Origin of the sequence: Nonomuraea sp. NPDC059007, from assembly GCF_042740555.1 — a bacterium.
Taxonomy (GTDB): Bacteria; Actinomycetota; Actinomycetes; order Streptosporangiales; family Streptosporangiaceae; genus Nonomuraea.
In genome coordinates, this window is sequence record NZ_JBHYJD010000052.1 from 38,242 (window position 1) to 64,600 (window position 26,359).

The following is a 26,359-nucleotide window of genomic DNA, read 5'->3' on the forward strand; positions in this document are numbered from 1 at the left end:
GGCGCGGGTCAGGCGAGTTCCACGTCGTGGTCGGAGAAGAGCCGCCGCTGCTCGGCGGCCTTGCGCAGCCGTACCAGCGCGACTCTGCGCACGCCGCCGTCCTCGGGCTGCTCCTGACCCAGGAGTACGGCCAGCCGTCGCAGGCACAGCAGCAGCCAGCCCCCGCACATGTGGTAGCCGTCCCTGCCCCGCGCCCGCATCCACGCGGCGGCGCAGGCGGCGGCGGCCTCGGCGTGCGCGCAGCCGGAGCGGCGGGCGCGGAAGAAGCCGAGCAGTTCCAGCAGCCGGGGCGCGTGCGGTCCCGGCAGCCCGTCCTCGCCGATCACGCGGGCCGCGGCGGCCAGGCCGTTCTCGCGGGGCGGCGGCGCGGCGGGCGGCGGCCCGAGCCAGGACAGTTCCGGCGGCACCTGCACGAAAGGGTCGGGCGGCAGGTCGTCCTCGGGCACTGCGGGCGGCAACTGGTTGTCGGCCAGCGCGCCCGCCACGGCGCTGTCGCGGCGCATCTTCTCCACGATGCCGGCGCGGTACCCCGGCCCGCCGAGCGCGCCCGCCAGCATCTCCACGGCGTCGCCCGCCAGCCGCGCCGCCAGGCAGGCCAGGCGGGCGCTGGCCGCGGCGAAGGCATGCGGGTCCTCACGCGCGGTCCGGCACAGCTCGTGGCAGAGCGCCTCCCCGATCAGCAGATCCGCATAGGCGTCGGTGAGCCGCCGCGCAAGCACCCCCTCACCCACCACACCCCCGCCCGGCCCCTCCGCGTCGTGGCCCGGCCTTTCCGCGTACGGCAGTGCCGTCCGCAGGCACGTGTCGAGCGCCCCGAGCGCCAGCGCCGCCACCAGCAGCCGCGCCACCGGCAGCGTGCGCCCGGCCGTGGTCAGCCCCTGCCCGAGCCCGCCGACCACCTGCGCGTCCCCGGCGGGCACCCCGGCCAGCGTCAGCCGGCTGAGCGCGCCGCCGCGCAGGCCGTGCGCCTCGTGCGCGGGCTGGAACCACCAGTGCTCGCCGTCCCCGCGCAGCAGCAGAAAGGTCGTGGGCCCGTCACCCGTACGGGCCAGCACCGTCGTCCCGGCGGCGTGGCTGCCGTTGTCGATCAGCGACGTACGCCCGTCCAGCCGCCACGCGTGCCGGTCGCCGAAGGCGGCGATCTCGCGGGCCAGGATGTCCACGCCCTGCTCGGCCTCGCCGACCGGCAGCCCCATCAGCTCGTGCTCGCGCAGCAGCCCGGCCACGGCCCTGCGCTGCGACTGGCTGCCGTCGCGCCAGACGGGCAGCGCCGACAGGAAGCTGGCCGCGATCGTCGTGGCGGCGGTGAGGTCGCGCCTGGCCAGCACCCTGAACAGGGCGAAGGCCTCCTCCAGCGAGGTGAGCCTGCCGCCGGAGACCGCCGGGATCAGGTACTCGGCCAGCCCCCACGCCAGCGCCGACCCGCACAGGTGCCGGGGGAAGCGGGCGTCGCGGTCGGCGCGGACGGCGGCGTGGAAGGATGCGGGGTTGCGCTCGTCCATGGGGTCGGCCAGCGCCCGGTCGAGCTGGGCGGCGACCGCCAGCGCGCGGGTGATCGCCTCGTCCATGCGCTCTCCTCCCCGTCAGGCCGGCCGCGACAGGGACAGCGCGGACCGGCCGGCGTACTCCATGGCCAGCTCCAGGAACAGGCTCTCGACGTTCTCGCCGGGCAGCGGCGTGCCGGGGCGCAGCACGGCGGTGAGCGCGGGCGCCAGCCAGTGCAGCCGCTCCCCGGCCAGGTGCCGCCTGGCCAGGCAGAGCGCGGCGAAGACCCGGGCGTAGCGCTCCCCCGCGCGCTGGCCGGCCTCGGTGCCGGGATCGGCGGGCTCGCGGGCGTCGGCGCGCAGGCGGGCGCCTTCGGCCAGCAGCAGCGCCGCCGATCCGGCCAGGGCGGGCTCGTGGGTCCGCAGCGCCGTACACACCTCGTCGAGTCCTGCCGTGACGGGGTCGATTCCGCTCGCGACGGCGAGCGCGCGCAGCCCCGAGGGGTACGGCGGCGCCACGCACACGGGCAGGAAGGCCGGATCGGCGCGGCGCGGGTCGGCCCCGGGCGCGTCCAGGCAGGACAGCTGGGCGGCGAGCGCGCCGAGCATGTCGTGGGCGGCGCCGTGCAGCAGGACGAACAGCCGCGCGTCGCGCAGGAGCTTGTCGAAGATGCCCGACCAGTGGTCCTGGCGCAGCAGGTAGCGGGGGCCGAGCACGCCGGCCAGCCGGCGCAGCCGCTGCTCGGCCAGGTGCGGGACCAGGTACTTGGCGACGGCGGAGGAGACGGGCGCGAGCGCGGGCAGGCGCTGCAGGAGGCGGGCGCAGGTGCTCGCGACGGTCTCGGCGACGCGCAGGTCGAGGTAGGCGGCGGCCAGTTCGGCGCGGACGGGCGGCAGGTCGATGGCGCGGCCGCGGTGCACGCGCTGGTGGCGCAGGAAGTCGAAGGCGCAGCGCAGGCCGGTGTCGAGGGCGCCGAGGCCGAAGGCGGGCAGGACGGTCCTGATCGTGGCGAGCGTACGGCCGGCCAGGTCGGCGCCGCCGCCGGGACGGCCGAGCACCGCCGAGGCGGGCACGAACGCGCCGTGGAAGCGGATGCCGGCCACGTCGGCGCCGCGTACGCCGTGCGTGGACACGCGGGGCAGCAGTTCGTACCCGGCGGTGGGCAGCTGCTCCAGGTCGGTGAGCAGGAGGGTGTCGGCGCCGGTCTCGGGCTCGCGGGCCTGCAGGCAGGCGAAGCGGGCCATGCGCACGTCGCTGACCATGGTCGCGGTGCCTTCGAGGCGGTAGCCGCCGTCGGCGCGGCAGGCGGTGAGCGTGTCCGTGACGCTCTCCCGCGGCCGGTGCTCCGGCTCCCGCAGGGACAGCGCCGACCATTGGCCGCGCAGGGCGGCGTCGGCGTAGGCGCGCTGCTGGGCGGGGGTGCCGGCCTGCCAGACGGGGACGCCGGCCATCCAGGGCGAGGTGGCGATCAGGGCGGCGGTGGGGTCGCGCCCGGCCACGACGCGGGCCAGCGCGAGCAGTTCCTCCAGCGAGGTGAGGCGGCCGCCGAGCGCGGCGGGCACCAGAAACGCCGGGTAGCCCCAGCCACGCAGGCGGTCCAGGGAGGCGTGTGGACGGCGTTCCGCGCGGTCACCGGCCATGGCGGCGGCGTAGGTGAGCGGGCCGTTCGGCAGGTGGGGGTCGCCGAGGGTGTGCTCAAGGGCCTCGGCGGACGGGAAGGTGTTCAATGCCGCTCTCCTGACCCGCTCGGTGTTCTCAGGCGGCCTGCTCCTGCTCGCGCAGGCACAGCCGGTGGACCTCGTCGGCCAGTTCGCTCAGCGTGGCGGTGCGGAAGAGCACCTCGTTGTCGAGCTCGATGCCGAAGGCGCGCTCGATGCGGCCGCCGATGCGCAGCAGCTTGATCGATTCGACGAGGCTGAGGTCGGTGATGCGCGAGCCGGGCATGATGCCGCCCTCCTCGACCTGGAGGACGCGGGCCACGATGCCCTTCATCGTGTTGCACACGGCCTGCTGGGTGAGCTGGTCGCCCATTTCGGGTACACCTCCGCCTTCTTTTTCCGCCTATAAAGGCAGTAAAGCCAGGCGGGCGGGGTGATCCAACCCCTGCCGTGCCGGGGCGACCCCTATCCAGAAGGGGTCGCCCCGGAGCGGGCTTACCGGAGGCCGGCGTCGAGGGCGGTGGTCAGGGTGCCGGTGTCACCGGACATCTCCCAGATCATCGCGCCCAGCAGGCCCTTGCTCTTGATCCATGCGGTCTTCTTGCCGATCGACCAGGTGTCGTCGAAGCTCCACCACTGGCCGCCTGGACCGGTGTAGCAGTAGGTGGCGACGGCGGCCTCGTCGTGCTTGACCGCGCACCCGGGCACGCCGGCGATGAGGTTGCTGTAGCCGCGGGTGCCGGCCTCCTCGGCGAACTGGCCGGGGGCGGCGCCGTTGGCCGACTGCCACTCGCCGGCCTTGCCGCCCTCGGCGACCTCCTTCCAGCCCCGGCCGTAGTAGGCCAGGCCGATGGTCAGCTTGCGCGGGTTGACTCCGGCGTTGAGGTAGACGTTGACCGCCTTCTCCACGCTGAAGTCGGGGTTGTAGGGGCTGTCGGCGTCCAGATAGAGGTTGCCCTGGTGGCCGGTGCGGAAGGGCTCCCACGAGTTGTCGCTGCCGGCGCCGTGGAAGTCGTAGCCCTGGATGTTGAAGATGTCGAGGTTGGGGGCGATGTTGGGCAGGTCCCAGCCGGCCGCGATCTTGGCCGGGTCGGCGGGGGTGAACGCGGTCAGCTGGTAGCGCTTGCCCGTGGTGGTGGTCAGGGCGTCGAGCTGGCGGCGGAACTCGGCGATGAGCAGCGTGTTGTTGGCCTTGTCGTTGGGGCTGACGTGGTTGCCGGCGTGTCCTTCGGCGCCGGGCCACTCCCAGTCGAGGTCGATGCCGTCGAAGACGCCCGCGGCCGCGCCGGGGCCGCCGGCGGCGTTGACCACCGGCAGGTTGCCCTTGATGTAGATGTCGATGCAGGAGGAGACGAACTTCTTGCGGGCGGCGTCGGTGGCGGCCACGTCGGAGAAGTACTTGGAGTAGGTCCAGCCGCCGAGCGAGATGAGCACCTTCAGGTGCGGGTGCTTGGCCTTGAGCTTCTTGATCTGGTTGAAGTTGCCGCGCAGCTTCTCCCAGCCGGTGTCGGCCACGCCGTCCACGGACTGGCCGGCGCTGAAGGGCCGGCCGTAGTCGGCCTCGGCGTCGCCGGCGCCGTCGCCCTGGTTGGGGTCCTGCGGGTTGGGCGTGGTGCCCTTGGTGACACCCTGCAGGCAGGTCAGGTTGACCGGGTCGATGTTGGCGAAGGCGTAGTTGATGTGGGTGAGCTTGGCGGCGGCGCCGGTGGTGTCCAGGTTGCGGACGAAGTACTGGCGGCCGTAGATGCCCCACTGCACGAAGTAGCCGACGCGGGCGTAACCGGTCTCGACGATGTCGAGGGTGGTCACGGCGACGGGGGCGGTGGCGGCCGAGAGGTTGTCGTACAGGTCCCGGGCGCGCACGGTGAAGTTGTAGGCGGTGGACGGCGACAGCCCGGTGACCGTCGTGGTGGTGCCGGTGACGGTGGCGGCCAGCGTCGAGCCGGCGTAGACGTCGTAGTTGGCCACGCCGGTGTTGTCGGTGGCGGCGTTCCAGGCGAGCGTCACGCTGGCGGAGGTACGCGCGGTGCTGCGCAGGTTGCCGGGCACCGTCGGCGCCTGGGTGTCGTCGGCGGGGTTGTTGGTCGTGACCGTGACCGGGGCGCTGGCCGCCGAGAGCGTGCCCTTGCGGTCCTTGGCCTTGACGGTGAAGGTGTAGGACGTGTTCGGGGTCAGGCCGGAGACGGTGGCCTCGGTGCCGGTGACGCTGGTGGCCAGGGCGCTGCCGTTGTAGACCTCGTACCCGGTGATCGGCAGGCTGCCGGGGGTGGCCGCGTCCCAGGCGAGGGAGACGGTCTTGGTGGTCTTCACCGGCGAGCGCGGGTTGCCGGGCGCGCCGGGCGGGGCGTCGGCGGAGCCGTCGCAGTTGACGTCGTTGACGCGGCAGCTCGTGGGCTCGGCGTTGGCGCTGCTGACCGTGAACGCCGGGCTGTAGGGCTCGGTCGTACGGCCGGCCGCGATGGTGGTGTTGTAGTGGGCGGGCGAGAGCGTCACCGTGCGCCCGCTCTGGCTGATGGAGCCGTGCTGGGCGTTGCTCGCGGTGACGCCGGCGGGCAGGTCGAAGACGACGCTCCAGCCGTTGAGCGCGGCGGTGCCGTTGTTGGCCACGACGATCTTGGCGGAGGTGCCGCTGACGTCATAGGTGGCGGTGACGGGCGCGGGGGCGGGTGGCTCGGGTCCGGTTCCGTCGCAGTTCGCGCCGTTGACCTTACAACTGGTCGGCTGTACGGCGGAGCTGAGCGTGACCTTGGGGCTGAACGGCTCGGTGCTCTTGCCCGGCTGGAGATTGTCGATGTAGTAGGCCGGGGTGAGCGTCACCTTGGTGCCGTTCTGGCGGATGGTGGCGTTCTGGGGATTGCTCGCGGTGACGCCCGAGGGTAACTCGAACACGATCGACCAGCCCGTGACGGCGCTCGTGCCGGGGTTGCTGACCACGAACGTGCCGGTCGTCCCCGACAGGCTGAACGCGGCCAGCAGCCGGCCGGCGGCGTTGGCGGGCAGGGTCGACAGAGCGAGAACCACGAGGACGGCGATCAGGGGGGTGAGTGATCGGCGCACGTGCCAGGCCTTTCTTTAAAGAAAGTTTCCTAAGAATTACGCGGATCGTAAGCCCGCTGGGACGGCCATGCAAGGGAATGACTGGCAATCCTCACCAGAACGGATCAGCATGGTCGTTAGGAATCTTTCCTAATAAATTCGGAAGGAGCATGGCATGGGCCGCTTATCGGTGCTTTCCTTATGCGTCCTGGTGCTGTCCCTGGTCGCGGTCCTGCCCGCCCAGGCCGCCACCACCCGCTACGAGGCCGAGAACGCCACCAGCGTCCAGGGCGTGGTCGAGGCCAACCACCCGGGCTTCTCCGGCACCGGATTCGTCAACAGTGACAACGTGGCGGGGCCGTACACGGAATGGACGGTGCGCGCGCCCGCGGCGGGAACCGCGACCCTCGCCCTGCGCTTCGCCAACGGCACGTCCACGGCCCGCACCTCCGACGTCGCCGTCAACGGCACGCTCGTCTCGTCCGGGCGCTCCTTCGGCCCGACCGGCGCGTGGAGCGCCTGGACCACCTCCACCCTGACCGCGGCGCTGCGCGCGGGCGACAACACCGTCCGCGTCACCTCCACCGGCGCGGGCGGCAACCCCAACCTCGACTTCCTCGACGTGACCACCACCGGCGCGCCGGCCACCGAGTACCAGGCGGAGAGCGCCGTCCTGTCACAGGCGAGCGTGGCCACCAACCACGCCGGTTACACCGGCTCCGGCTTCGTCGACTACGTCAACGCGCCCGGCGGGTCCATCGAGTGGAGCGTCAACGTCGCCGAGGCCGGCGTGCACACGCTGACCGTCCGCTACGCCAACGGCACCACCGCCGCCCGGCCCATGGACCTCGCCGTCAACGGCGCCACCGTCGCGGCGGGCGTGTCCTTCCCCGGCACCGGCGCCTGGAGCACCTGGAGCGAGAAGCAGGTCGCGGTGACGCTGGCCGCGGGCCTCAGCACCGTCCGGGCGACCGGGACCACCGCCACCGGCGGCCCGAACATCGACCGGATCACCGTCAGCGGCGCCAGCGGCCCCGACGGCCAGGCGCCCACCGCGCCCGCCGGCGCGCGCGTGACCGGCACCTCGGCCACCAGCATCTCGCTGGCCTGGACCGAGTCGAGCGACAACGTCGGCGTCACCGGCTACCGCGTCTACGAGGGCACCGCCGTCGTGGCCACCTCGCCGGCGCCCGCCGCCACCGTCGGCGGCCTGGCCACCGGCTCCACCCACACCTACACCGTCACCGCGCTCGACGCCGCCGGCAACGAGTCGGCCGCCAGCGCACCGGTGACCGGCCGTGCCGACACCGGGACCGGCGGGCCCACCGCCGGGCAACTGCTGTCCAAGGTCACCACCTGCCCGCAGATCTCCAACGGCCGCTACAAGACCGACGCCGACGTCGCCACGGGCACCGTCCCGGTCTGCGCCAAGACCGGCGCGGTCCACTGGACGGGCGACATGGACATCGACTGCGACGGGGTGCGCACCGCGCAGTGCAACGAGGACACCGACTGCTGCTTCCAGCCCCAGACCTTCTGCCCGGCCAGCGGCGGCGGCTACCTCAACGCGGCGCGCCTGCCGTACATGGTGGTTCCGAGTCCCGGCGGCACCTGGGACTACCGCACCAGGGGCATCGGCTGCGGCACCGTGGTCGCGATCATCTACAACGGCCAGGTGGAGTACACGGTGATGGGCGACACCGGCCCCGCGGCGATCATCGGCGAGGCCTCGTACGCGGCCGCGGCGAACCTGGGCATCAACCCCGATCCCAAGAACGGCGGTACCGACGGCCCGGTGACCTACATCGTCTTCACCGGCACCGGGACCAAGGTCCAGACCATCGACGACCACGACCAGGCGATCACACTGGGCAGGCAGCTCGCCCAGCGGTTCGTGCAGGACAACTAGGGAAGAACCCGGCCCCCGCGGCTGCGCACGCACGGGGGCCGGGGGCCTGATGCTCGAATTTACAGGAAAGTTTCCTGCAAATTCGGGAGCGTAGGGTTTCGTCATTCATCCGTCAATCCCTTGCGTCAAACCGTCCCTTCGGCGATAGTTGAACTCTTAGGAAAGTTTCCTAAAAGATACATCGGCCGCTGCGCGCTCCTCACCCCCCGTTCTCCAGGAGAGACAGTTGCGAACCCGAAACAAGGTGGCCCTCGCGACCACCGCCAGCCTGCCCCTGGCCCTGCTGGCCTCCGTCCTCACCAGCACCCCGGCCCTTGCCCACGGCACCATGTCCAACCCGCCCAGCCGCGTCTACACCTGCAAGAACGAAGGCCCCGAGACGCCCAAGTCCGACGCCTGCAAGGCGGCCGTCGCCGCCGGCGGGACCCAGGCCTTCTACGACTGGAACGAGGTCTCCCTGCTGGAGGCCGGCGGGCGCCACCGTCAGATCATCCCGGACGGCAAGCTCTGCAGCGCGGGCCGTGACAAGTACCGGGGCCTGGACCTGCAGCGCGCCGACTGGCCCGCCACGCAGTTCAGCGCAGGGCCGCGCACCATCACCTACCACGCCTCCGCGCCGCACTCGAACAGCAACTTCGAGTTCTACATCACCCGCGAAGGCTGGAACCCGACGCAGCCGCTGCGCTGGTCGGACCTGGTGCACATCAAGACGTTCAACAACTTCAACCCCACGACGTTCACGAACTGGACGATCGACATCCCGCAGCGCACCGGGCGGCACATCCTGTACTCGATCTGGCAGCGGGTCGTCGGCAGCAACGAGGCCTTCTACACCTGCTCCGACGTGCAGTTCGGCGGCTCGAACCCGACGCCGACGCCGACCCCCACGCCGACCCCGACACCGACCCCAACCCCGACGCCCACACCGACCCCCACTCCCACGCAGCCTGGCGGTACGTGGGCCTCGGGCACCGCCTACCGCCCCGGCGACCGGGTCACCTACAACGGCGTCACCTACCAGTGCCTGCAGTCGCACACCGCGCTGCCCGGCTGGGAGCCGCCGAACGTCGCCGCCCTCTGGCAGCGCGTCTAGACCGCGCCCGGGCGCGCTCCCGAGCGGAGCGCGCCCTTGACGGGCTCAGGTCAGTGACGAGTAGGCCACCACGCCGCGGCGCATCGCGTCCATCGCCTTGCCCGCGGTCGCCTTGACCTTGCTGTCCTTCGGCGCCGCCGCGCCGAGCTGGCTGAGCAGGTCCATGAGCTGCTTGACCCACCGGACGAAGTCGCCCGCGGCCAGCTCGCCGCCGTTGACGCCGTCGGCCAGCACGGCGTCCAGGCTGTGCCCCTTGGTCCAGCGGAAGGCCGCCCACGCGAAGCCCAGGTCGGGCTCGCGGATCGTCTGCAGGGCGTGGTCGTTCTCGATCGCCTCCAGCTCGCCCCACAGCCGCACCATCTTGGTCAGCGCGTCCTGGGCGCGTCCCGCCGGGATCTTGGGACGGCGGGCGTCGTCGGCCTGGCGCGACTCGAAGACCAGCGCGGACACGCACGCCGCCAGCTCGGCCGGGTCGAGCTCCTCCCACAACCCCTGGCGCAGGCACTCGGCGGTCAGCAGGTCGAGCTCGGTGTAGAGGCGGCCCAGGCGGCGGCCCTCCTCGGTGACGCTCTCGTCCTCCAGGTAACCGAGCTGCTCCAGCACCGCGCAGATGCGGTCGAAGGTGCGCGAGATGACGTGCGAGCGCCCCTCGACCCTGCGGCGCAGGCCCTCTGTCTCGCGCAGCAGCTTGTAGTAGCGCTCGGCCCAGCGCGCGTGGTCCTCGCGCTCGTCGCACCCGTGGCACGGATGCCGGCGGATACGGCGCCGCAGCTCGTTGATCTCCTCGTCCTCCACCGCGTGGTCGCGGGCGCGCTGCGGCTTGCCCAGATCGCGGTCGCCGATCTTGGCCAGCAGCGTGGAGACGAGGTTGGCACGCTCCTTGGGCGCGCGCGGGTTGAAGTTCTTGGGGATGCGCAGCTTCTCGATCGGCTCGACCGGCACCGGGAAGTCGGCCGGGTCGAGCTTCTTGACCTGCTTGCCGATCGTCAGCACCAGCGGACTCGGGCCGTGGCCGCGCGGGTTGCGCCCCGGGTCGAGCACGATCGCCAGCCCCGCCCGGCGCCCGCCGGGCACCCGGATGACGTCACCGGGCTGCAGGGCCTCCAGCGACTTGACCGCCGCCGCCCGCCGCGCCGCGCCGCGCTCCTTGGACAGCTCCGCCTCGCGGTCGGACAACCGGCGGCGCAGCGCCGCGTACTCGGGGAAGTCGCCCAGGTGGCAGGTCATGGCCTCCTGGTAGCCGTCGAGCGCCTCCTCCTGCTTGCGCAGCTGCTTGGCCAGCCCGACCACGGCCCGGTCGGCCTGGAACTGGGCGAAGGAGGCCTCCAGCAGCGTCTTGGTGCGCTCCCTGCCGAACTGGCCGACGAGGTTGACGGCCATGTTGTAGGAGGGCTGGAAGCTGGAGCGCAGCGGGTACGTGCGGGTGCCGGCCAGGCCCGCCACGGCCAGCGGGTCCATGCCGGGCTGCCACAGCACGACGGCGTGGCCCTCGACGTCGATGCCGCGCCGCCCGGCCCGGCCGGTCAGCTGCGTGTACTCGCCGGGTGTGAGGTCGGCGTGGGTCTCGCCGTTCCACTTGTCGAGCTTCTCGATGACCACGCTGCGGGCGGGCATGTTGATGCCCAGCGCCAGCGTCTCGGTGGCGAAGACCGCCTTGACCAGGCCGCGCGTGAACAGCTCCTCGACGACCTCCTTGAAGGCCGGCAGCATGCCCGCGTGGTGGGCGGCCAGGCCGCGCTCCAGGCAGTCGCGCCACTCCAGGTAGCCGAGGACGGCCAGGTCCTCGTCGGGCAGGTGGGCGGTGCGCTCGTCGACGATCTGGCGGATCTCGTGCTGCTCGCGCTCGGTCGTCAGCCGGATCCCGGCGTACAGGCACTGCATAACCGCGGCGTCGCAGCCGGCCCGGGAGAAGATGAAGCTGATCGAGGGCAGCAGGCCCTCGCCGTCGAGCTTCTCGATGACCTGGGCGCGGTCCGGCGGGCGGGAGCGCTGGGGACGGCCGTAGCCGCGCCGGCCCTTGCCCTGGGTGAGGCGCTCGGCGTCACGCGTGACCCGCATGAGCGTGGGGTTGATGCGCGGGGTGAGCTCGTCGGTGATGAACAGGTCGTAGATCCTGTTGCCGATCATCATGTGCTGCCACAGCGGCACCGGACGGTGCTCGTCGACGATCACCGTGGTGTCGCCGCGCACCTCCCCCATCCACTCGCCGAACTCCTCGGCGTTGGAGACCGTCGCCGACAGCGCCACCAGCCTGACCGACTCGGGCAGGTGGATGATGACCTCTTCCCACACCGCGCCGCGGAAGCGGTCGGCCAGGTAGTGCACCTCGTCCATGACGACGAAGCCGAGGCCGGACAGCGTGGAGGAGCCCGCGTACAGCATGTTGCGCAGGACCTCGGTGGTCATGACCACGATCGGGGCCTCGCCGTTGACGCTGTTGTCGCCGGTGAGCAGGCCCACCTTGGCGGTGCCGTACCTCTTGACCAGGTCGTTGTACTTCTGGTTGGACAGCGCCTTGATCGGGGTGGTGTAGAAGCACTTCATGCCCATTTCCAGGGCGATGTGCACGGCGAACTCGCCGACGACCGTCTTGCCCGATCCGGTGGGGGCGGCCACCAGGACCCCGTCGCCGGCCTCCAGCGCCCGGCACGCGTCGAGCTGGAACTCGTCGAGCTCGAAGTCGTACAGTCCACGGAACGACCTGAGGGCCGTACCGTCGTCCCCGAATTTCTCGCGGAAGGCCGCGTAGCGCTCCGCTGGCGTCGTCATACCGATCAGCCTACCGAAACCGCCTTTCCGGTCAGGCCAGGTAGCCGGGCGGCCGGAGTGGACTCTCCCATGGGCGGAGAGCCCATGCTGGTCCTCATGATGCTCCACGACATTTCCCCGTACGGCACCGCCCACTGCGAGACCAGCGCGCTGGGCGTGCTCCTGCGCCACCAGGGCGCGGACCTGTCCGAGCCCATGCTCTTCGGCCTGGGCTCCGGGCTCGGCTTCATCTACTGGCAGGGCTTCGTCGGCGGGCGGATCAAGCCCATGGAGCTGACCGGGAACCTGGCCAGGCGGCTCGGCCTCGACCTGGTGGTGCGCGAGAGCGCCTCGGCCCGGAAGGGATGGGAGAACGTGCGGGCGGCGCTGGAGTCCGGGCTGCCGGTGGGCCTGCAGCTCGACAGCTACCACCTGGAGTACTTCACCACCAAGGTGCGCTTCGGCGGCCACGTGGTGGCCATGTACGGCTACGACGGCGAACGCGCGTACCTGGTGGACACCGACCAGCAGGGCGGCGCGGTGACCACGAGCCTGGAAAGCCTGGCGGCGGCGCGGGCAGAGCGGGGGCCGATGACCGCCCGCCACCTGTCCTTCACCCTCACCGGCCGGCCCGGCGACCTCGCCTCCGTGATCGGCCCGGCCATCCGCGCCAACGCGGCCGACTTCCTGTCCGCGCCCATCGCCAACTTCGGCCACCGCGGGATCGCCAAGACGGCCGGCCTGGTGGAGGGGTTGCCGCCGGAGACCGGCATGCTGATGGAGCGCGCGGGCACCGGGGGCGCGTTGTTCCGCAACCTGTACCGGGACTTCCTGGCCGAGTGCCTGACGATCGCCGAGGACCCGGCGCTGCGGCGGGCGCACACGATGTACGCCGGGATCGCGCCGATGTGGAGCGCGGTGGCGGAGCTGCTGACCGGCGGCAAGGCGCGGGACGCGGCGGCGATCCTGCGGGAGCTGTCGGAGCGGGAGCGGGCCGCCATGGAGACGCTCGCCACCGTGGCGATCTGACGGCGCCTTTACAAAGTAGATCAGGTGAGGCCGTGCAGGGCGCCGGGCTCGATCCGGCAGGTGACCGGGGCCGGGCCGACGCGCTCGCCGTCGGCGTAGGCGACCACGTCCGGCGCCTCCAGCGTGACCGTGCGGACCCGGTGGATCGAGACCGCCGGATGCCGCACGTGCGTGCCCCGGTACACGCTGGGGAACACCCGCAGGAACTCCCCCTTCGACACCGCCCGCAGCACCATCACGTCCAGCAGCCCGTCGTCGGGCCGCGCGTCCGGGCAGACCCGCATGCCCGCGCCGTAGGAGCTGGTGTTGGCCACCGACACCAGCATCGCCTCCCGCTCGATCACCTCGCCGCCGTCCAGCGTCACCCGGAACGGGATCGGCCGGAACGTGCGCAGTTCCTCCACCAGCGCCACCAGGTACTTCGCCATGCCCGGCGGCCACGTCCGCCGATTGGCCCGCTCGTTCACCCGGGAGTCGAACCCGCAGCACACCACTCCCGCGAACCACTCCCCCACGCCGTCGCCGGCATCGATCCAGGCGGCGTCGGCCCGCCGGGAACGCATGCGCAGCACCACGTCCGCGGCGGCCAGCGGGTCCTTGCGCGGCAGGCCGAAGGCGGCGGCGATGTCGTTGCCCGTGCCCGCGGGGATGATGCCCAGCGGCACGCCGGTCCCCGCCACGGCCTGGACCGCCAGGTGCACCAGCCCGTCACCGCCGAAGGCGACCAGGGCGTCGGGGCGTTCGGCGGCGGCCGTACAGGCTCGGGCGAGGGCGTCGGCGGCGTCATCGCCGACGATCACCGACACGTCGGCGCCCCCGTCACGCAGGCGGCGCACCACCGGCTCCAGCAGGCGCACGGTACGGCCGCCGCGCGCGGCCGGATTCACGAGGAGGGCGAGTTGCACGGACACGCCCGGAACCTACCGGGGATTCGGGAAGGACACCAGATCAGCCTGCCCCGGGGCTTGAGGCTGCGCCCCGCCTGACCTGCGCGAAGCGGCCAGAAGTCTCCGGGCCGCGTTCAACGACAGGCTGGAGGACATGGCGAACACCCCTGATTTCCCGATGCCCCGCGACGCCCGCTGCCCCTTCGACCCGCCGCCGGGCCTGACGCTACACGGCCCGGTCGCCCGCGTACGCCTCTGGGACGGCGGCACGGCCTGGATGGTCACCCGGCACGCCGACGCGCGGGCGCTGCTGGCCGACCCGCGCGTCAGCGTCGACGTCGCCGAGCCCGGCTTCCCGCACACCAACGCCGTCAGCAAGGCCCGCGACGCCCGGATGAAGACCCTGATGCAGATGGACGCGCCCGAGCACGTCACCCACCGGCGGCTGCTGACCGCCGACTTCACGGTCAGGAGGATGGAGGCGCTGCGGCCAAGGATCCAGGAGATCGTGGACGGGCTCATCGACGCCCTGCTCGACGGCCCGAAGCCCGCCGACCTGTTCGAGGCGTTCGCGATGCCGGTGCCGTCGCTGGTGATCTGCGAGCTGCTGGGCGTGCCGTACGCCGAACGCGGCTTCTTCCAGCGTGTGGCCGGCGAGCTCGTCATGGACGAGGGCGACCCCGCACGGGCCCTGGCGGCCAGCGAGGAGCTCCACGCCTACCTGGAGCGGCTGGTGGACCACAGACGGGCCGAGCCGGGCGAGGACGTGCTCAGCAGGCTGGCCGTCGAAGGCGTGCTGAGCCGCGCCGAGATCGCGACGACGGGCCAGCTGCTGCTGGTGGCCGGGCACGACACGACCGCGAACATGATCGCCCTCGGCACCGCCGCGCTGCTGGCGAACCCCGCGCAGCTGGCCGCGGTCCGCGACGGCTCGGTCGCCCCGGCCGCCGCGGCCGAGGAACTGCTGCGCTACCTGTCGGTCACCCACACCGAGGCGCGCCGCGTCGCCCGCGAGGACATCGAGGTCGGCGGGCAGCTGATCCGCCGGGGCGAGGGGATCATCGTGGTGAAGAGCACCGCCAACCGGGACCCGTCGGCCTTTCCCGCGCCGGACGCCCTCGACGTGGGCAGGGAGAGCCGCCACCACATCGCGTTCGGCTTCGGCCCGCACCAGTGCCTGGGGCAGCCGCTGGCCCGCGTGGAGCTGCAGGTCGTGTTCGGCACGTTGTTCCGCCGCGTGCCGACGCTGGCGCCGGCCGTACCGCTGGAGCGGCTCGAGTTCAAGGAGCAGGCGGTCTTCTACGGCGTGCGCGCGCTGCCGGTCACCTGGTGAAGGCCGTGATCACCGGGTGTCGGGGCCGGTCTCCATGTCGGTGTTGTCCGCCGTGACGTCCGCGGGGGTGTCCAGCGGCGAGGCCTCGTCGTCATCCAGGCCGGAGTAGTCCTCGGTCGCGGGCAGGCGCCGCTCGCGCAGGAACATCACGAACTCGGCCAGCGCGAACAGGATCAGCATCGGCACGGTCAGGGCGAGCATGGTGAAGACGTCGCCGCCCGGCGTGATGATCGCGCTGAAGACGAAGAGCAGGAAGACGATCAGGCGGCGGTGCTTGGCCAGCGTCGCCCGGGGCAGCACCCCGATGATGTTCAGGAAGACCATGAGCAGCGGCACCTCGAAGGAGACGCCGAACACCAGCAGCATGATCACCCAGTAGCTGAGGTACTCGTTCATCTCGATGAACGGCAGCGCGCTCTCGGGCATGAACGACAGCAGGAAGCCGAGGCCGGTGTCCATCACGAGGTAGGCGAAGGCGGCGCCCACGAGGAACAGCGGGACGGCGATCGCCAGGAATGTGACGGTGTACTTCTTCTCGTTGCGGTAGAGGGCCGGCGTCACGAACCGCCAGACCTGGTACAGCCACACCGGAGAGGCGGCCACGAGCCCGAAGAGCGCGGCGACCTGCAGGTTGACGAAGAAGGACTCGAAGACGCCGCGCACGGCGAACGTGCACTCGGGCCGCAGCTGCTGGGAGATCTTCAGCGAGCAGTACGGCTCGGCCATGAACTTCCAGATCGGATCGAAGAAGATCAACCCGACGATGGTGGTCACGGCTAGGGCGAGGACGGAGATGACGATGCGGTTGCGCAGCTCACGGAGGTGATCCATGAGCGGCATGCGGCCCTCGGAGTCCTGAGGTGCCTCCGAGCCCCCGGAGCTCTCGGAGCTCGTCCGTTTGAGCAGCGCCATGTGCGGTCCTCGTCCGTGTGGTTGGGTCAGGCCTGCTTGTCGGCTTGCGCGTTGGCACGCAGCCGGGCGGCCTCCTCCTCAAGGCGGCGGGCCTGCTCCTCCGGCGTCAGCGGAGGCACGGCCGGCGGGATCTGCTGCGGGCTGACGGGCGCGGCCGGCTGCTGCACGGTCTGCCCCTGTACCACCGTGGTCTTGGAGTCGTCGTCGTCTTCCTTGCGCAGGTCGCTGGTCTCAGCCTTGAAGATGCGCAGGGACCGGCCCACACCGCGGGCGAGGTCGGGGAGCTTCTTGCCGCCGAACAGCAGGAGAAGCACCACGATGATGACGATCCACTCAGGTCCGAAGGACATGGAAAACTTCCTTTAGTGCGAGCGAGAGGCTTTCTCAGCCACGATCGTACGCTGCTCGGGGCCCAGACTCATCCCTCCACGGCCTTGTTCATCCCGATTTGACCCCGCAGGCGTTCCTCGGCGGGCGAAATCCGGGCCTCGGCGCGCGTGAGTTCCCTGCTCAGCTCGCGTGCCGCGGACAGGACCCGCACCCCCGCGGCCACCAGGACGGCGATGCCCGCGACCCCGAGCCCGATCGCCACGAAGATCCACGTCATGACCGGTGAGCGTACAGGGCCAGGGCGCGCTCGGCCTCCTCGCGCACCCGCTCCGCCATCGCCCCGGGGGCGACCACGCGGCCGGTGTCACCCAGCCGCAGCGCCAGCTTGAGCACCCAGTCCTCGTCACGGGCGCGCAACGCGATGCGCAGCCGTCCCTCGCCCAGCTCGGTCACGCCCTCGACCGGGTAGTACTCCGCCACCCACCGCCCGGCAGCGCTGACCTCCAGCTCGACCAGCTCGTCGGTCGGCGAGGGCCGGAAGACGCCCTGGGTGACGTCGATCGGCTCGGCGTCGGCGGGCGGATCGGCGGGCACGTCCAGCACGTCGACGCCCACGACGCGGTCGAGCCGGAACAGCCGCATCGCCTCCGCGCGGTAGCACCAGCCCTCCATGTAGGTGCGGCCGTCCACGACCATGACCCGGGTGGGGTCGACCTCGCGCGGGGTCACCTCGTCGCGGCCCGGCACGTAGTAGCGCAGCGACAGGCGGCGCTTCCTGTTGAGCGCGTCGCGCACCCGGGGCAGCGCGTCCGGGGCGGCGTCGACGTCCACCGCGACCTGGCTGCTGACCGCGGCGGCGCCCTCGCCGGCGGCGCGCTCCAGCTTGGCCACCACACGCGGCAGCGCGTCACCGGGCACCTCGGCGAACTCCGGCATCGCGCCGAGCATCCGCAGCGCCACCAGCAGGGCGCTGGCCTCGTCGATCCCCAGGCGCAGCGGCCTGGCGATGGTGTCGGCGTTGTCGATGACGATCTCGCCGCCGTCCCAGGAGACGTCGATGAGGTCGCCGGGGGTGTGGCCGGGCAGGCCGCACATCCACACCAGCTGCAGGTCGTCGATGAGCTGCTTCTCGCTGAGGCCGAACACCTCGGCCACCTCGCCGACCTGCGCACCCGGGTGCGACATCAGGTACGGCACGAGCGACAGCAACCTCGGCAGCCGATCCGCGCTTCCGCTCACGCCCAAGCCCCCTTCACCACGACCGACCGGACCACGCGGCTCATGCCAGCGCCCCCTTCAACCGCCGGATGACCGCCTCGCGGGCGTCGGGCGGGTCAAGAAGCTCCACGTCGGAGCCCATGCTGGCGATCCAGCCCGCCAGCCGCTCCGGGTCGGAGAAGCCCAGCTCCACCTCGTCCCATCCGCCGCCGCCCGCGCGGGTGACGGAGGCGAGCTGGCGCAGCCCCTCCCCGGCGCCCTGCCGTACGCGCAGGGTGGCCACGCGCTCCTCCATCGGCTCCTCGGGGAAGCCGATCATCTCGCGCACGTCGACGCCCGGCGGCACCTCGACGGCGCCCGGCCTGCCCACGGCGGCGACCTGCCCGATGATGCGGCTGAGGCGGAAGGCGCGCGGCGCGTCGCGGTCGCGGTCGAAGCCGGCCAGGTACCAGCGGCCGCGCCGGCTGACCACGCCCCACGGCTCCACGGTGCGGGTGCGCACGTTCTCGCTGCCGGCGCTGCGGTAGTCGAAGCGGACCACGCGCCGGTCGCGCACGGCGTCCCAGAGCGCGGGGAAGGCGGGGTCGCGGGTGTCGACGCGCAGCTCCAGCGCCCCGCCGCCGGCCGCGTCGGTGGCCACGCCGCCCGCGCGCAGCTTCAGCAGCGCCCCCGAGGCCGCCTCGGCCAGGCTGGCGCGCTGCCACACCTGCGCGGCCAGGCCGAGCACCGCGGCCTCGTCGGCCTCCAGCGTGATCTCGGGCAGCTCGTAGGACTGGCGCTCGATGCGGTAGCCGGGCTCGTCCTCCCACGGGTCGCGCACGACGTCGATGGGGATGCCGATCTCGCGCAGCTCGTTCTTGTCGCGCTCGAACATGCGCTGGAACGCCTCGTCGCCGTCGCGGTCGTAGCCCGGCACGGCCTGGCGGATCTGCTCGGCCGACAACGGCCGGCGCGTGGCGAGCAGGCAGATCACAAGATTGAGCAACCGCTCGGTCTTACGGCGCGACATCTGCCCTCACTCCTCCTGTGTTCGACGCTACCCTGCCCTGGTGATCAGATGGCGCATGGGCGAGGTGACGCGGATCCGGCGCGAGTGGCCTGGGGCGGTGGAGCTCGACGTCGCCGTTCCCGAGGGTGAGTGCCGGGCGCTGGCCTACCCTCCCCTGGTGGGCCGCCCGGAACCCGGCGACGAGGTGCTGCTCAACACGACGGCACTCGCGATGGGTCTCGGTACGGGAGGTTACGCCATGGTGGTGGCCGTCCCGAACAGATTGCCGGAAGATCCCACCGGTCCCGGTCACCTCGTGAAGGCTCGCTACACCCCGCTGCAGGCCACGGTGCTGGGCGCGGACGAGCAGGATTCGCCCTACCACGAGCTTCTGCGCGAGGCCGACTCGCTGGACGGCATGCCGGTCGTGGTGGCCGACCTGCACTCGGCGCTGGCGCCGATCCTGTGCGGCCTGTACGCCGCGCGCCCCGGCGTCCGCGTGGCCTACGTGATGCTGGACGGCGGCGCCCTGCCCGCCTGGTTCTCCATGTCGTGCGCGAAGCTGCGCGAGATCGGCTGGCTGAGCGGCGTCGTGACGGTGGGCCAGGCCTTCGGCGGCGACGTCGAGGCGGTCACCACGCACACCGGGCTGCTGGCGGCCAGGCACGTGCTGGAGGCGGACGTGGCCATCGTGACCCAGGGCCCCGGCAATCTCGGCACGGGCACGCGGTGGGGTTTCTCCGGCGTGTCGGCGGGCGAGGCGGTCAACGCGGCCGCCGTGCTGCGCGGGCGGCCGGTGGCGGCGCTGCGGGTCAGCGAGGGCGACAAGCGCGAGCGGCACGTGGGGGTCTCCCACCACTCGCTGACCGCCTATGGGCGGGTGGCGCTGGCCCCGGCGCAGGTGCCGGTGCCGGAGCTGCCGGGGGCGTTCGGGGAGCGGGTCAGGGACCAGGCCGAGATGCTGGCCGTACGGCATGAGCTGGTGGCGGTGCCGGTCGAGGGCCTGCACGAGGCGCTGAGCGCCGCGCCCGTGCGGTTGTCGACGATGGGACGCGGGCTGGAGGAGGATCTGGCCTATTTCCTCACCTCAGCGGCGGCGGGCCGGCATACGGCAGGCCTTCTGGGGTAGACGCGGGCTCCGACCTGAGGCGTAGACGGATCAGCCCTGAGTGTGATGACGCTCACGCCCGGACGCGAGAGCGTGGAGGCATGACAAGCACACGCATCGGGGCGGGCGTCGTGCTGGCCGTCGCGGCAATGCTGCTGGCGGCCTGCGGGAACGGACCGGCCCGGGGATCAGGCACCACCGCGTCACCGTCGCCGCCGCCGTCGGCGACGGCTTCGCATGGAGGGCACGGACTGCATGGTTCTGCCACCCCGGCGCCGGCCGCCCCGCTGCGTGCGGGTGAACGTTTCGTGACGGCGACCATGCCCAAGCCGTACAAGCCCGAGCCTGCGGCCGGCGGCACCGACGTCTACCGCTGCTTTCTGATCGATCCCGGCCTGGCCGGGGCCGACGCGTTCCTGACCGGCACCCAGTTCGCCGCCCAGAACACCGACGTGGTCCACCACGCGATCCTGTTCTCGCTGGCGCCTGACGGGCTGGCGGACGCGAAGAAGATCGACGCCAAGGACGAGGGCGAGGGCTGGACCTGCTTCGGCGACGCCGGCGTGCGCGAGGCCTCGTGGATCGGCCACTGGGCGCCCGGCACGAACGAGGTTCTGCTGGATCCGAAGCTCGGCTATCCGATGGCCAAGGGCGGCGCGCTGGTCATGCAGGTCCACTACAGCACGCTGGCGATGGACGGGAAGCCCGCCGGCACCGACCAGTCGAGCGTGCGGCTGCGCCTGGCCACGGGCCCGCGCACGCCGCTGGCGACGACGTTGTTCCCCGCGCCGATCGAGCTGCCGTGCACCGCGAGCGAGAAGGGCCCGCTGTGCGAGCGCGAGGCGGCGGTCGCGGACGTGGGCAAGCGCTTCGGCCGCGACTCGGCTGCGGTGGTCAACGTGCTGATGAAGCGGTGTGAGAAGGACGGGATCAAACCGGGGGCCACGCAGCACTGCGACGTGACCTCGCCCTCGGCCTTCACGCTGCACGCGCTGGCCGGGCACATGCACCTGCTGGGCCGTTCGATCAAGGTGGAGCTCAACCCGGGCAAGGCGGGCGGGCGCACGCTGCTCGACGTGCCCGAGTACAACTTCGACAACCAGGCGCTGCAGCCGCTGCCCGAGCCGGTGGCGGTCAAGAAGGGCGACACCATTCGGGTGACGTGCACGCACGACGCCTCGCTGCGCGCCCAGTTGCCGCTGCTGCAGAAGCTGCCGCCGCGCTACGTGGTCTGGGGCGAGGGCACCCAGGACGAGATGTGCCTGGGCATCGGGGTCGCCTCGTAGAAGTCCTTGAAGGTGAACGCCTCGGGGCCGGGTCCTTCGGCCCTGAGGCGTTGCAGCCGTGCGAAACCGTCGGCCGTCGTGGGCAGTTCCCCCACCGGAATCCACCACATCACCGCGTACGGCTCCGCGATGTGCTCGAACCACTCCCGGCGCCGCCGCAGGTAGTCCAGGTGGGCGGAGCGGTAGACGAAGTTCCACAGCGTCTCGCGTGACTCCCACACCGACAGCGTGGTGGCCAGGTAGTCGTCGTGGTCGTAACTCAGCAGTTCCCTGGGGTCCTCGTCGTTGGCCCGCATCCGCCAGACGAAGCCGGGGGCGGCGTCGGCGAGGGCGTTGATGGGCTCGAGTCCGTCAATGAAGTCGGCGATGCGGGGGTCGTCGGCGGGGGCGAGCAGGCGGGCGACGTTCATCTGTGCCAGGTGCATGGGCTTCACCTCACCATGCCCGCACTTCTATGTCAATCTTCATTTGTTTTAGAAGGTTCGGCGACGGTGACGCAGCACTCCCCCGGCCGGGGATCGAGCGCGGCCAGGCCGGGATCGCCGCCCATGCCTTCCAGCAGCCCCTGGCACAGGGCCAGGTTCATCGCGCACACCAGCACCGGCTGCTCCTCCGACAGCGTGTGAAAGGGGCAGTTGCGCATGCGCAGGACGCCGCCGTCGGTGTAGGGCTCGTAGCCCCGCTCGCGCAGCACGGCGGCGATCGGCTCGTCGCGGCGGTCCCGGGCCAGGCGCTCGCCCGCCCGGCGCGCGACCGTCTCGGCCCGGTCCTCGGCGCCCAGCGCCTCGACCACCTCGGCCAGCAGGCCGGCCAGCACGCCGTAGTCGCGCGGCGGCAGGCTCACCGACCGCTCGGTCTTGGCCCGCCGGTAGACCTTGGCCGGGCGGCCGCTGCCGGGACCCTTCTTGTCCGGGGCGCGAAAGCCCGCCTCCAGCAGCCCGGCCTCGACCAGCTTGTCGAGGTGGTGGGCGGCCAGCGTGCGGGAGACGCCGGCGGCCTCGGCCGCCTCCGCCCTGCCGACCTCGCCGCCCCGGGCCACGACGTGGTCGTACAGGGCCCGCCGTACCGGGTCCTGCAGGTGCGCCAGCGCGTCGAGGTCGTCGTTCACGCCCGCGAGTCTAGGTCCCCGGCGCTCATCGGTAGGCGGCCAGCACGTCCACGACGAAGACCAGGGTGTCGGCGCCGCGGATGCCGAAGGCGGGCAGGCCCGCGCTGCCGTAGGCCGTGCGCGGCGGGGCGACGACCAGCACGCGGCTGCCGACGGGCACGCCGGTCAGCGCGCGCTCCCACGCCTTGATGACGCCGCCGTCGCCGACCGTGAACGCCCGCGGCCGCCCGCTCCTCCAGGTGGAGTCGAACACGCCCCGCCGCGCCCACACCGCGCCCTCGTACTGCGTGACCACGAGCTGCCCCCGCTCCACCCGCGGCCCGTCCCCCCTGACCAGGATCTTGGCGGCGTAGCGTGCGGGCGGCCGGGCCAGCGGCAGCGACAGCACCGGCCGCGCGCCGCCGCCGACCCTGATTCCCGCGTACGCGCCCGCGCGTCCCTTGACCGACTCGCCCTTGGCGTGCGCGCCCAGGATGTCGATCACGTAGAAGAGGCCGTCGGACGGGCCGACGCCCTGCGGCGGGTTGGCGCCGAAGCCCTCCGCGGGCGGGATGGCGGCGATCACCCGGCTGCCCACCGTCCGCCCGCGCAGCGCCTTGTCCAGCCCGGGAACGAGCTGCCCGACCGGAAAGGCGGCCGGAGCGCCGCGGGTGAAGCTGGAGTCGACCCGGCGGTTCTCCCGGCCGTCCCAGACATGCGCGGTGTAGTGGACGATCGCCACGTCCGTCGCGCCCAGCCGGGCGCCCTTTCCCGCGGTCAGCTGGTCGATCCGCAGACTGCCCGGGGGCTTGCCCGCGGGGAAGACCACCGAGGGCCTGGCGCCGAACGCGCCGCCGACCTTCAGCCCGGGGTCCCGCGCGGCGGGGGCGGTGCACGCGGTCAGCGCGAGGGCCGGGATCAGGAGCAGGATCGGCCGCATCGACGTCCTTCCGCACCAACGCCAGTGGCCCGGGGCGATGCCCCGGGCCACGCGATGCTACCGCGCTGTCAGACCAGCTGTCAGTAAGCCGCGAGAACGTCCACGACGAACACGAGCGTGCTGTTGGCGGGGATGCCGTTCTGCTCCTGAGCGCCGTAACCCATGGCGGGCGGGATGCTCATCACGACGCGGCTGCCGACCGGCACGCCGACCAGGCCCTTCTGCCAGCCCTGGATGACGCCGCTCAGCGGGAAGTTGGCCGGCTGGCCCCGCTCCCAGCTGGAGTCGAACTGCTTGTCGGTGCCCCAGATCTTGCCGGTGTAGTGCACGTCGAGGGTCTGGTTGGCCGCGACGGGCTTGCCGGTGCCCTTGATGACGGTCTTGACGACCAGGTCCTTGGGCGCCTTGTCACCGGTCTTGGTGGTCAGCGTGGGCGCCTTCTCGCCGCCCGGGCTGACGACCTTGACGCCCTTGATGGACTCCTTGGTCTCCTCGCCGGAGGCGGACTTGAGCGCGGCGGGCGCGCCGCCGACCACGTCCAGCACGAACACCTTGGTCGCCTGGGCGGCCTGCTGTTGCTGCTGCGGGGCGGCGTCGGCGGCCAGGATCGCCAGCAGCCTGCCGCCGTGCTTGACCTTGCCGAAGCCGTCCTGCAGGACCTTGGGCAGCTGCTGGTCGATCGCGATGGTCTCCGGCTGCTTGGAGTCGTAGGAGGAGCCCTGCAAGGCGTTGGTCTTGCCGTCCCAGTCGTAGACGGTCAGGTTGACGATCAGCTTGTCGCCGCTCTTGATGGCCGGGCCGGTGCCCGCGTTGATCACCTCGTAGGAGGACTTGGCGGCGGGCGTACCCGAGGGGAAGGTCACCGTCGGCTTGGCGTTGAGGTTGCCTGCGACCTTCACCCCCGACGACGCGGTGGCCGATGTGGAGCCGGTCGGCTCGGCGGTTCCGCACGCGGCGGCGGTGAAGATCAAAGGCACGGCGGCCAGTACGGCCAGGCGGCGGCGCATGGACTTCCCTCGGGACAGACGTCTAGGTTTCGCGCCACACTATCCGAGACTGATGTAGGCCCGGGGTAAACGACCCACTACATTCCGGCGATGAGCTTGTCCACCCTCTCGTCCACACTGCGGAACGGGTCCTTGCACAGCACGGTCCGCTGCGCCTGGTCGTTGAGCTTCAGGTGCACCCAGTCGACGGTGAAGTCGCGGCGCTTCTCCTGCGCCTTGCGGATGAACTCGCCGCGCAGCCGCGCCCTGGTCGTCTGCGGCGGCACCGACTTGGCCTCGAAGATCTTCAGGTCGGAGGCCACCCGCTCCACCGCGCCGCGCTTCTGCAGCAGGTAGAACAGTCCGCGCTTGCGGTGCACGTCGTGGTAGGCCAGGTCCAGTTGCGCCACGCGCGGCGAGGACAGCGGCAGGTCGTACTTCTTGCGATACCGCTCGATCAGCTGATATTTCGTGACCCAGTCGATCTCGCGCGAGACCAGGTCGAGGTTGCCCGTCTCGACCGCGCGCAGCGTGCGCTCCCACAACTCCAGCACCCGGTGGGCGATCGGGTCGCCGCCGCGGCGGTCGACGAAGTCCTTGGCCTTCGACAGGTACTCCTGCTGGATCTCCAGACTGGAGGCCTCGCGGCCGTTGGCCAGGCGTACCCGGCGGCGGCCCGTCATGTCGTGGGAGACCTCGCGGATGGCCCTGATCGGGTTCTCCAGCGACAGGTCGCGCATCACCGTGCCCGCCTCGATCATGCGCAGCACCAGGTCGGTCGCGCCGACCTTGAGCAGCATCGTGGACTCGCTCATGTTGGAGTCGCCCACGATGACGTGCAGGCGGCGGAAGCGCTCGGCGTCGGCGTGGGGCTCGTCGCGGGTGTTGATGATCGGCCGCGACCTCGTGGTGGCGCTGGAGACGCCCTCCCAGATGTGCTCGGCCCGCTGCGAGACGCAGTAGACCGCCCCGCGCGGCGTCTGCAGCACCTTGCCCGCGCCGCAGATGATCTGCCGGGTGACCAGGAACGGGATGAGCACGTCGGCCAGGCGGCCGAACTCCCCGTGCCGGCCGACCAGGTAGTTCTCGTGGCAGCCGTAGGAGTTGCCGGCGGAGTCGGTGTTGTTCTTGAAGAGATAGATGTCGCCGGCGATGCCCTCCTCGCGCAGGCGTTTCTCGGCGTCGACGAGAAGGCCTTCGAGGATGCGCTCGCCCGCCTTGTCGTGCGTCACGAGTTCGACGACGTTGTCACACTCGGGGGTGGCGTATTCGGGGTGGCTGCCCACGTCGAGGTAGAGGCGGGCGCCGTTGCGGAGGAAGACATTGCTTGATCGGCCCCAGGACACGACTCGGCGGAAGAGGTAGCGCGCGACCTCGTCCGGAGACAGCCTGCGCTGTCCCCTGAACGTGCAGGTCACGCCGTACTCGTTCTCGAGTCCGAAGATGCGACGATCCATCACCTCACACTATGCCCACGGATCGGCGAGCGGGAGGGATCTTGCCTGGCGTTTTTGCGCCGCCCGCGCCGCATGTCCCGACATATCACTCTTTGTTCGATACGGCGCGCGGTGCGCCGTGCGATACCCCATGCGGTGCGTCGTGTGGTGCGCCGCCCAGCATGCGGCCCTTGCCGGCCAGGATGTGCTCCTCCATCAGGCGGCCGGCCGTGACCGCGTCACCGGCGGCGATGCGCTCGACGATCTCCCGGTGCTGGGCGTTGGAGGTCTGCCGGGCGGTGTCCGGCTCCAGGCCGTGCCGCCGGAACAGGTGCAGTTCCTTGGAAATATCGTCATAAAGCTCGACCAGACGGGGATTGCCGGACAACGCCACCAGGCGCCGGTGCAGGTCCACGTTGAGCGGATAGTAGTGATCCATGTCGGCGCAGCCCCGGAGCCGCTCGACCACCTCCAGCAGTTCGGCCACGTCGTCCTCGCCGGCCCGCCCGGCGGCCAGCCGCCCGGCCAGCCCGAACAGGCTCGCCCGGATGTCGTAGAGCTGGGCCGCCTGCTCGACCGAGATCTCCCTGACGAACATGCCGCGATTGGCACGGAACTCGGCCAGCCGGCTGCGTTCGAGCTGGCGGCAGGCCTCGCGGACCGGCCCGCGGCTGACGCCCAGCCGCATGGCCAGCGCCGACTCGTTGATCCGGTCGCCGCCTTTCAGCGTGCCGTTGATGATCATGTTTTCGAGCTCTTCGACGATCAGCTGGGGAAGTGAGGTGGCCTGCCGCTCGGCCACCCTGCGCCGGAGCGCGTCGGTGTAGTCGCCCACCCGATCTTCCCTACCCCAGCTCTTCACAAATTGCAAATCGTTGACAGTTGACGAT

23 protein-coding genes are annotated in these 26,359 nt (G+C 71.7%); 6 read left to right on the forward strand and 17 right to left on the reverse strand.

All coding sequences use genetic code 11. The features are described 5' to 3' along the window. Nucleotides 1-8: 8 nt before the first annotated feature. From ACFWY5_RS48030 to ACFWY5_RS48045, 4 genes are all read right to left on the reverse strand, one after another. Nucleotides 9-1,568, reverse strand: coding sequence for an acyl-CoA dehydrogenase family protein (locus tag ACFWY5_RS48030; protein ID WP_379638910.1), 1,560 nt, complete (start codon nt 1,566-1,568; stop codon nt 9-11). A gap of 15 nt (nt 1,569-1,583) precedes the next feature. Further along, a complete protein-coding gene (locus ACFWY5_RS48035; protein WP_379638911.1) occupies nt 1,584-3,212 on the reverse strand; it encodes an acyl-CoA dehydrogenase family protein in 1,629 nt (542 codons plus the stop codon). Between the two features lie 28 nt (nt 3,213-3,240). Next, complete coding sequence (locus tag ACFWY5_RS48040) at nt 3,241-3,516, reverse strand: acyl carrier protein (protein ID WP_379623571.1); 276 nt, start codon at nt 3,514-3,516, stop codon at nt 3,241-3,243. Nucleotides 3,517-3,638: 122 nt separating this feature from the next. Next, nucleotides 3,639-6,200 (reverse strand): glycosyl hydrolase family 18 protein, encoded by a 2,562-nt coding sequence (locus tag ACFWY5_RS48045; RefSeq protein WP_379638913.1) that lies wholly within the window; start codon nt 6,198-6,200, stop codon nt 3,639-3,641. Nucleotides 6,201-6,354: 154 nt separating this feature from the next. Here ACFWY5_RS48045 and ACFWY5_RS48050 point away from each other — a divergent pair, with 154 nt between their 5' ends. Further along, nucleotides 6,355-8,088 carry a CBM35 domain-containing protein gene (locus tag ACFWY5_RS48050; protein ID WP_379638914.1) on the forward strand — a complete coding sequence of 578 codons (1,734 nt, stop codon included), beginning with the start codon at nt 6,355-6,357 and terminating at the stop codon, nt 8,086-8,088. 226 nt (nt 8,089-8,314) lie between these two features. Next, complete coding sequence (locus tag ACFWY5_RS48055; RefSeq protein WP_379623565.1) at nt 8,315-9,181, forward strand: lytic polysaccharide monooxygenase; 867 nt, start codon at nt 8,315-8,317, stop codon at nt 9,179-9,181. Nucleotides 9,182-9,226: 45 nt separating this feature from the next. Here the strand turns inward: ACFWY5_RS48055 and ACFWY5_RS48060 are convergent, their stop codons facing one another. Beyond that, on the reverse strand, nt 9,227-11,950 hold the full coding sequence (locus tag ACFWY5_RS48060) for a DEAD/DEAH box helicase (protein ID WP_379623563.1): 2,724 nt from the start codon (nt 11,948-11,950) through the stop codon (nt 9,227-9,229). 69 nt (nt 11,951-12,019) lie between these two features. Here ACFWY5_RS48060 and ACFWY5_RS48065 point away from each other — a divergent pair, with 69 nt between their 5' ends. Next, complete coding sequence (locus ACFWY5_RS48065) at nt 12,020-12,958, forward strand: BtrH N-terminal domain-containing protein (RefSeq protein ID WP_379638915.1); 939 nt, start codon at nt 12,020-12,022, stop codon at nt 12,956-12,958. Between the two features lie 20 nt (nt 12,959-12,978). On the opposite strand, the gene ACFWY5_RS48070 is transcribed toward ACFWY5_RS48065, so the two are convergent. Beyond that, nucleotides 12,979-13,869 carry a diacylglycerol kinase gene (locus ACFWY5_RS48070; protein WP_379638916.1) on the reverse strand — a complete coding sequence of 297 codons (891 nt, stop codon included), beginning with the start codon at nt 13,867-13,869 and terminating at the stop codon, nt 12,979-12,981. Between the two features lie 130 nt (nt 13,870-13,999). Here ACFWY5_RS48070 and ACFWY5_RS48075 point away from each other — a divergent pair, with 130 nt between their 5' ends. After that, the gene (locus tag ACFWY5_RS48075; RefSeq protein ID WP_379638917.1) at nt 14,000-15,178 is read left to right on the forward strand and encodes a cytochrome P450; all 1,179 of its coding nucleotides are present in this window, start codon (nt 14,000-14,002) and stop codon (nt 15,176-15,178) included. 9 nt (nt 15,179-15,187) lie between these two features. Here ACFWY5_RS48075 and tatC read toward each other — a convergent pair whose 3' ends face one another. From tatC to ACFWY5_RS48100, 5 genes are all read right to left on the reverse strand, one after another. Next, entirely contained in the window at nt 15,188-16,009 is an 822-nt protein-coding gene (gene tatC, locus ACFWY5_RS48080; RefSeq protein ID WP_379638918.1) for a twin-arginine translocase subunit TatC, read from the reverse strand. A gap of 107 nt (nt 16,010-16,116) precedes the next feature. Next, nucleotides 16,117-16,440: a Sec-independent protein translocase subunit TatA gene (tatA, locus tag ACFWY5_RS48085; RefSeq protein WP_379623553.1), complete on the reverse strand. Its 324-nt coding sequence runs from the start codon at nt 16,438-16,440 to the stop codon at nt 16,117-16,119. Between the two features lie 68 nt (nt 16,441-16,508). Then, a complete protein-coding gene (locus ACFWY5_RS48090; RefSeq protein WP_379623551.1) occupies nt 16,509-16,697 on the reverse strand; it encodes a hypothetical protein in 189 nt (62 codons plus the stop codon). Then, a complete protein-coding gene (locus ACFWY5_RS48095; protein ID WP_379623549.1) occupies nt 16,694-17,659 on the reverse strand; it encodes a helix-turn-helix transcriptional regulator in 966 nt (321 codons plus the stop codon). The genes ACFWY5_RS48090 and ACFWY5_RS48095 overlap by 4 nt, the downstream gene beginning before the upstream one ends. Before the next feature lie 40 nt (nt 17,660-17,699). Further along, the gene (locus tag ACFWY5_RS48100) at nt 17,700-18,647 is read right to left on the reverse strand and encodes a helix-turn-helix transcriptional regulator (protein ID WP_379623547.1); all 948 of its coding nucleotides are present in this window, start codon (nt 18,645-18,647) and stop codon (nt 17,700-17,702) included. Nucleotides 18,648-18,687: 40 nt separating this feature from the next. Here ACFWY5_RS48100 and ACFWY5_RS48105 point away from each other — a divergent pair, with 40 nt between their 5' ends. After that, nucleotides 18,688-19,755 carry a DUF3866 family protein gene (locus ACFWY5_RS48105; RefSeq protein ID WP_379638919.1) on the forward strand — a complete coding sequence of 356 codons (1,068 nt, stop codon included), beginning with the start codon at nt 18,688-18,690 and terminating at the stop codon, nt 19,753-19,755. A gap of 80 nt (nt 19,756-19,835) precedes the next feature. Next, nucleotides 19,836-21,020, forward strand: a complete 1,185-nt coding sequence (locus tag ACFWY5_RS48110; protein WP_379638920.1) for a monooxygenase — start codon at nt 19,836-19,838, stop codon at nt 21,018-21,020. Here ACFWY5_RS48110 and ACFWY5_RS48115 read toward each other — a convergent pair. From ACFWY5_RS48115 to ACFWY5_RS48140, 6 genes are all read right to left on the reverse strand, one after another. Beyond that, nucleotides 20,957-21,445 carry a DUF3291 domain-containing protein gene (locus ACFWY5_RS48115; RefSeq protein ID WP_379623541.1) on the reverse strand — a complete coding sequence of 163 codons (489 nt, stop codon included), beginning with the start codon at nt 21,443-21,445 and terminating at the stop codon, nt 20,957-20,959. The genes ACFWY5_RS48110 and ACFWY5_RS48115 overlap by 64 nt on opposite strands. A gap of 32 nt (nt 21,446-21,477) precedes the next feature. After that, nucleotides 21,478-22,128 (reverse strand): helix-turn-helix transcriptional regulator, encoded by a 651-nt coding sequence (locus tag ACFWY5_RS48120; protein ID WP_379638921.1) that lies wholly within the window; start codon nt 22,126-22,128, stop codon nt 21,478-21,480. 25 nt (nt 22,129-22,153) lie between these two features. Beyond that, on the reverse strand, nt 22,154-23,047 hold the full coding sequence (locus ACFWY5_RS48125) for an FKBP-type peptidyl-prolyl cis-trans isomerase (protein ID WP_379638922.1): 894 nt from the start codon (nt 23,045-23,047) through the stop codon (nt 22,154-22,156). An 80-nt stretch (nt 23,048-23,127) separates the two neighbouring features. Then, complete coding sequence (locus ACFWY5_RS48130) at nt 23,128-24,054, reverse strand: FKBP-type peptidyl-prolyl cis-trans isomerase (RefSeq protein ID WP_379623535.1); 927 nt, start codon at nt 24,052-24,054, stop codon at nt 23,128-23,130. Nucleotides 24,055-24,131: 77 nt separating this feature from the next. After that, a complete protein-coding gene (gene pafA, locus ACFWY5_RS48135) occupies nt 24,132-25,490 on the reverse strand; it encodes a Pup--protein ligase (protein ID WP_379623533.1) in 1,359 nt (452 codons plus the stop codon). Between the two features lie 85 nt (nt 25,491-25,575). Beyond that, nucleotides 25,576-26,304: a GntR family transcriptional regulator gene (locus tag ACFWY5_RS48140; protein ID WP_379638923.1), complete on the reverse strand. Its 729-nt coding sequence runs from the start codon at nt 26,302-26,304 to the stop codon at nt 25,576-25,578. Nucleotides 26,305-26,359 lie beyond the last annotated feature (55 nt).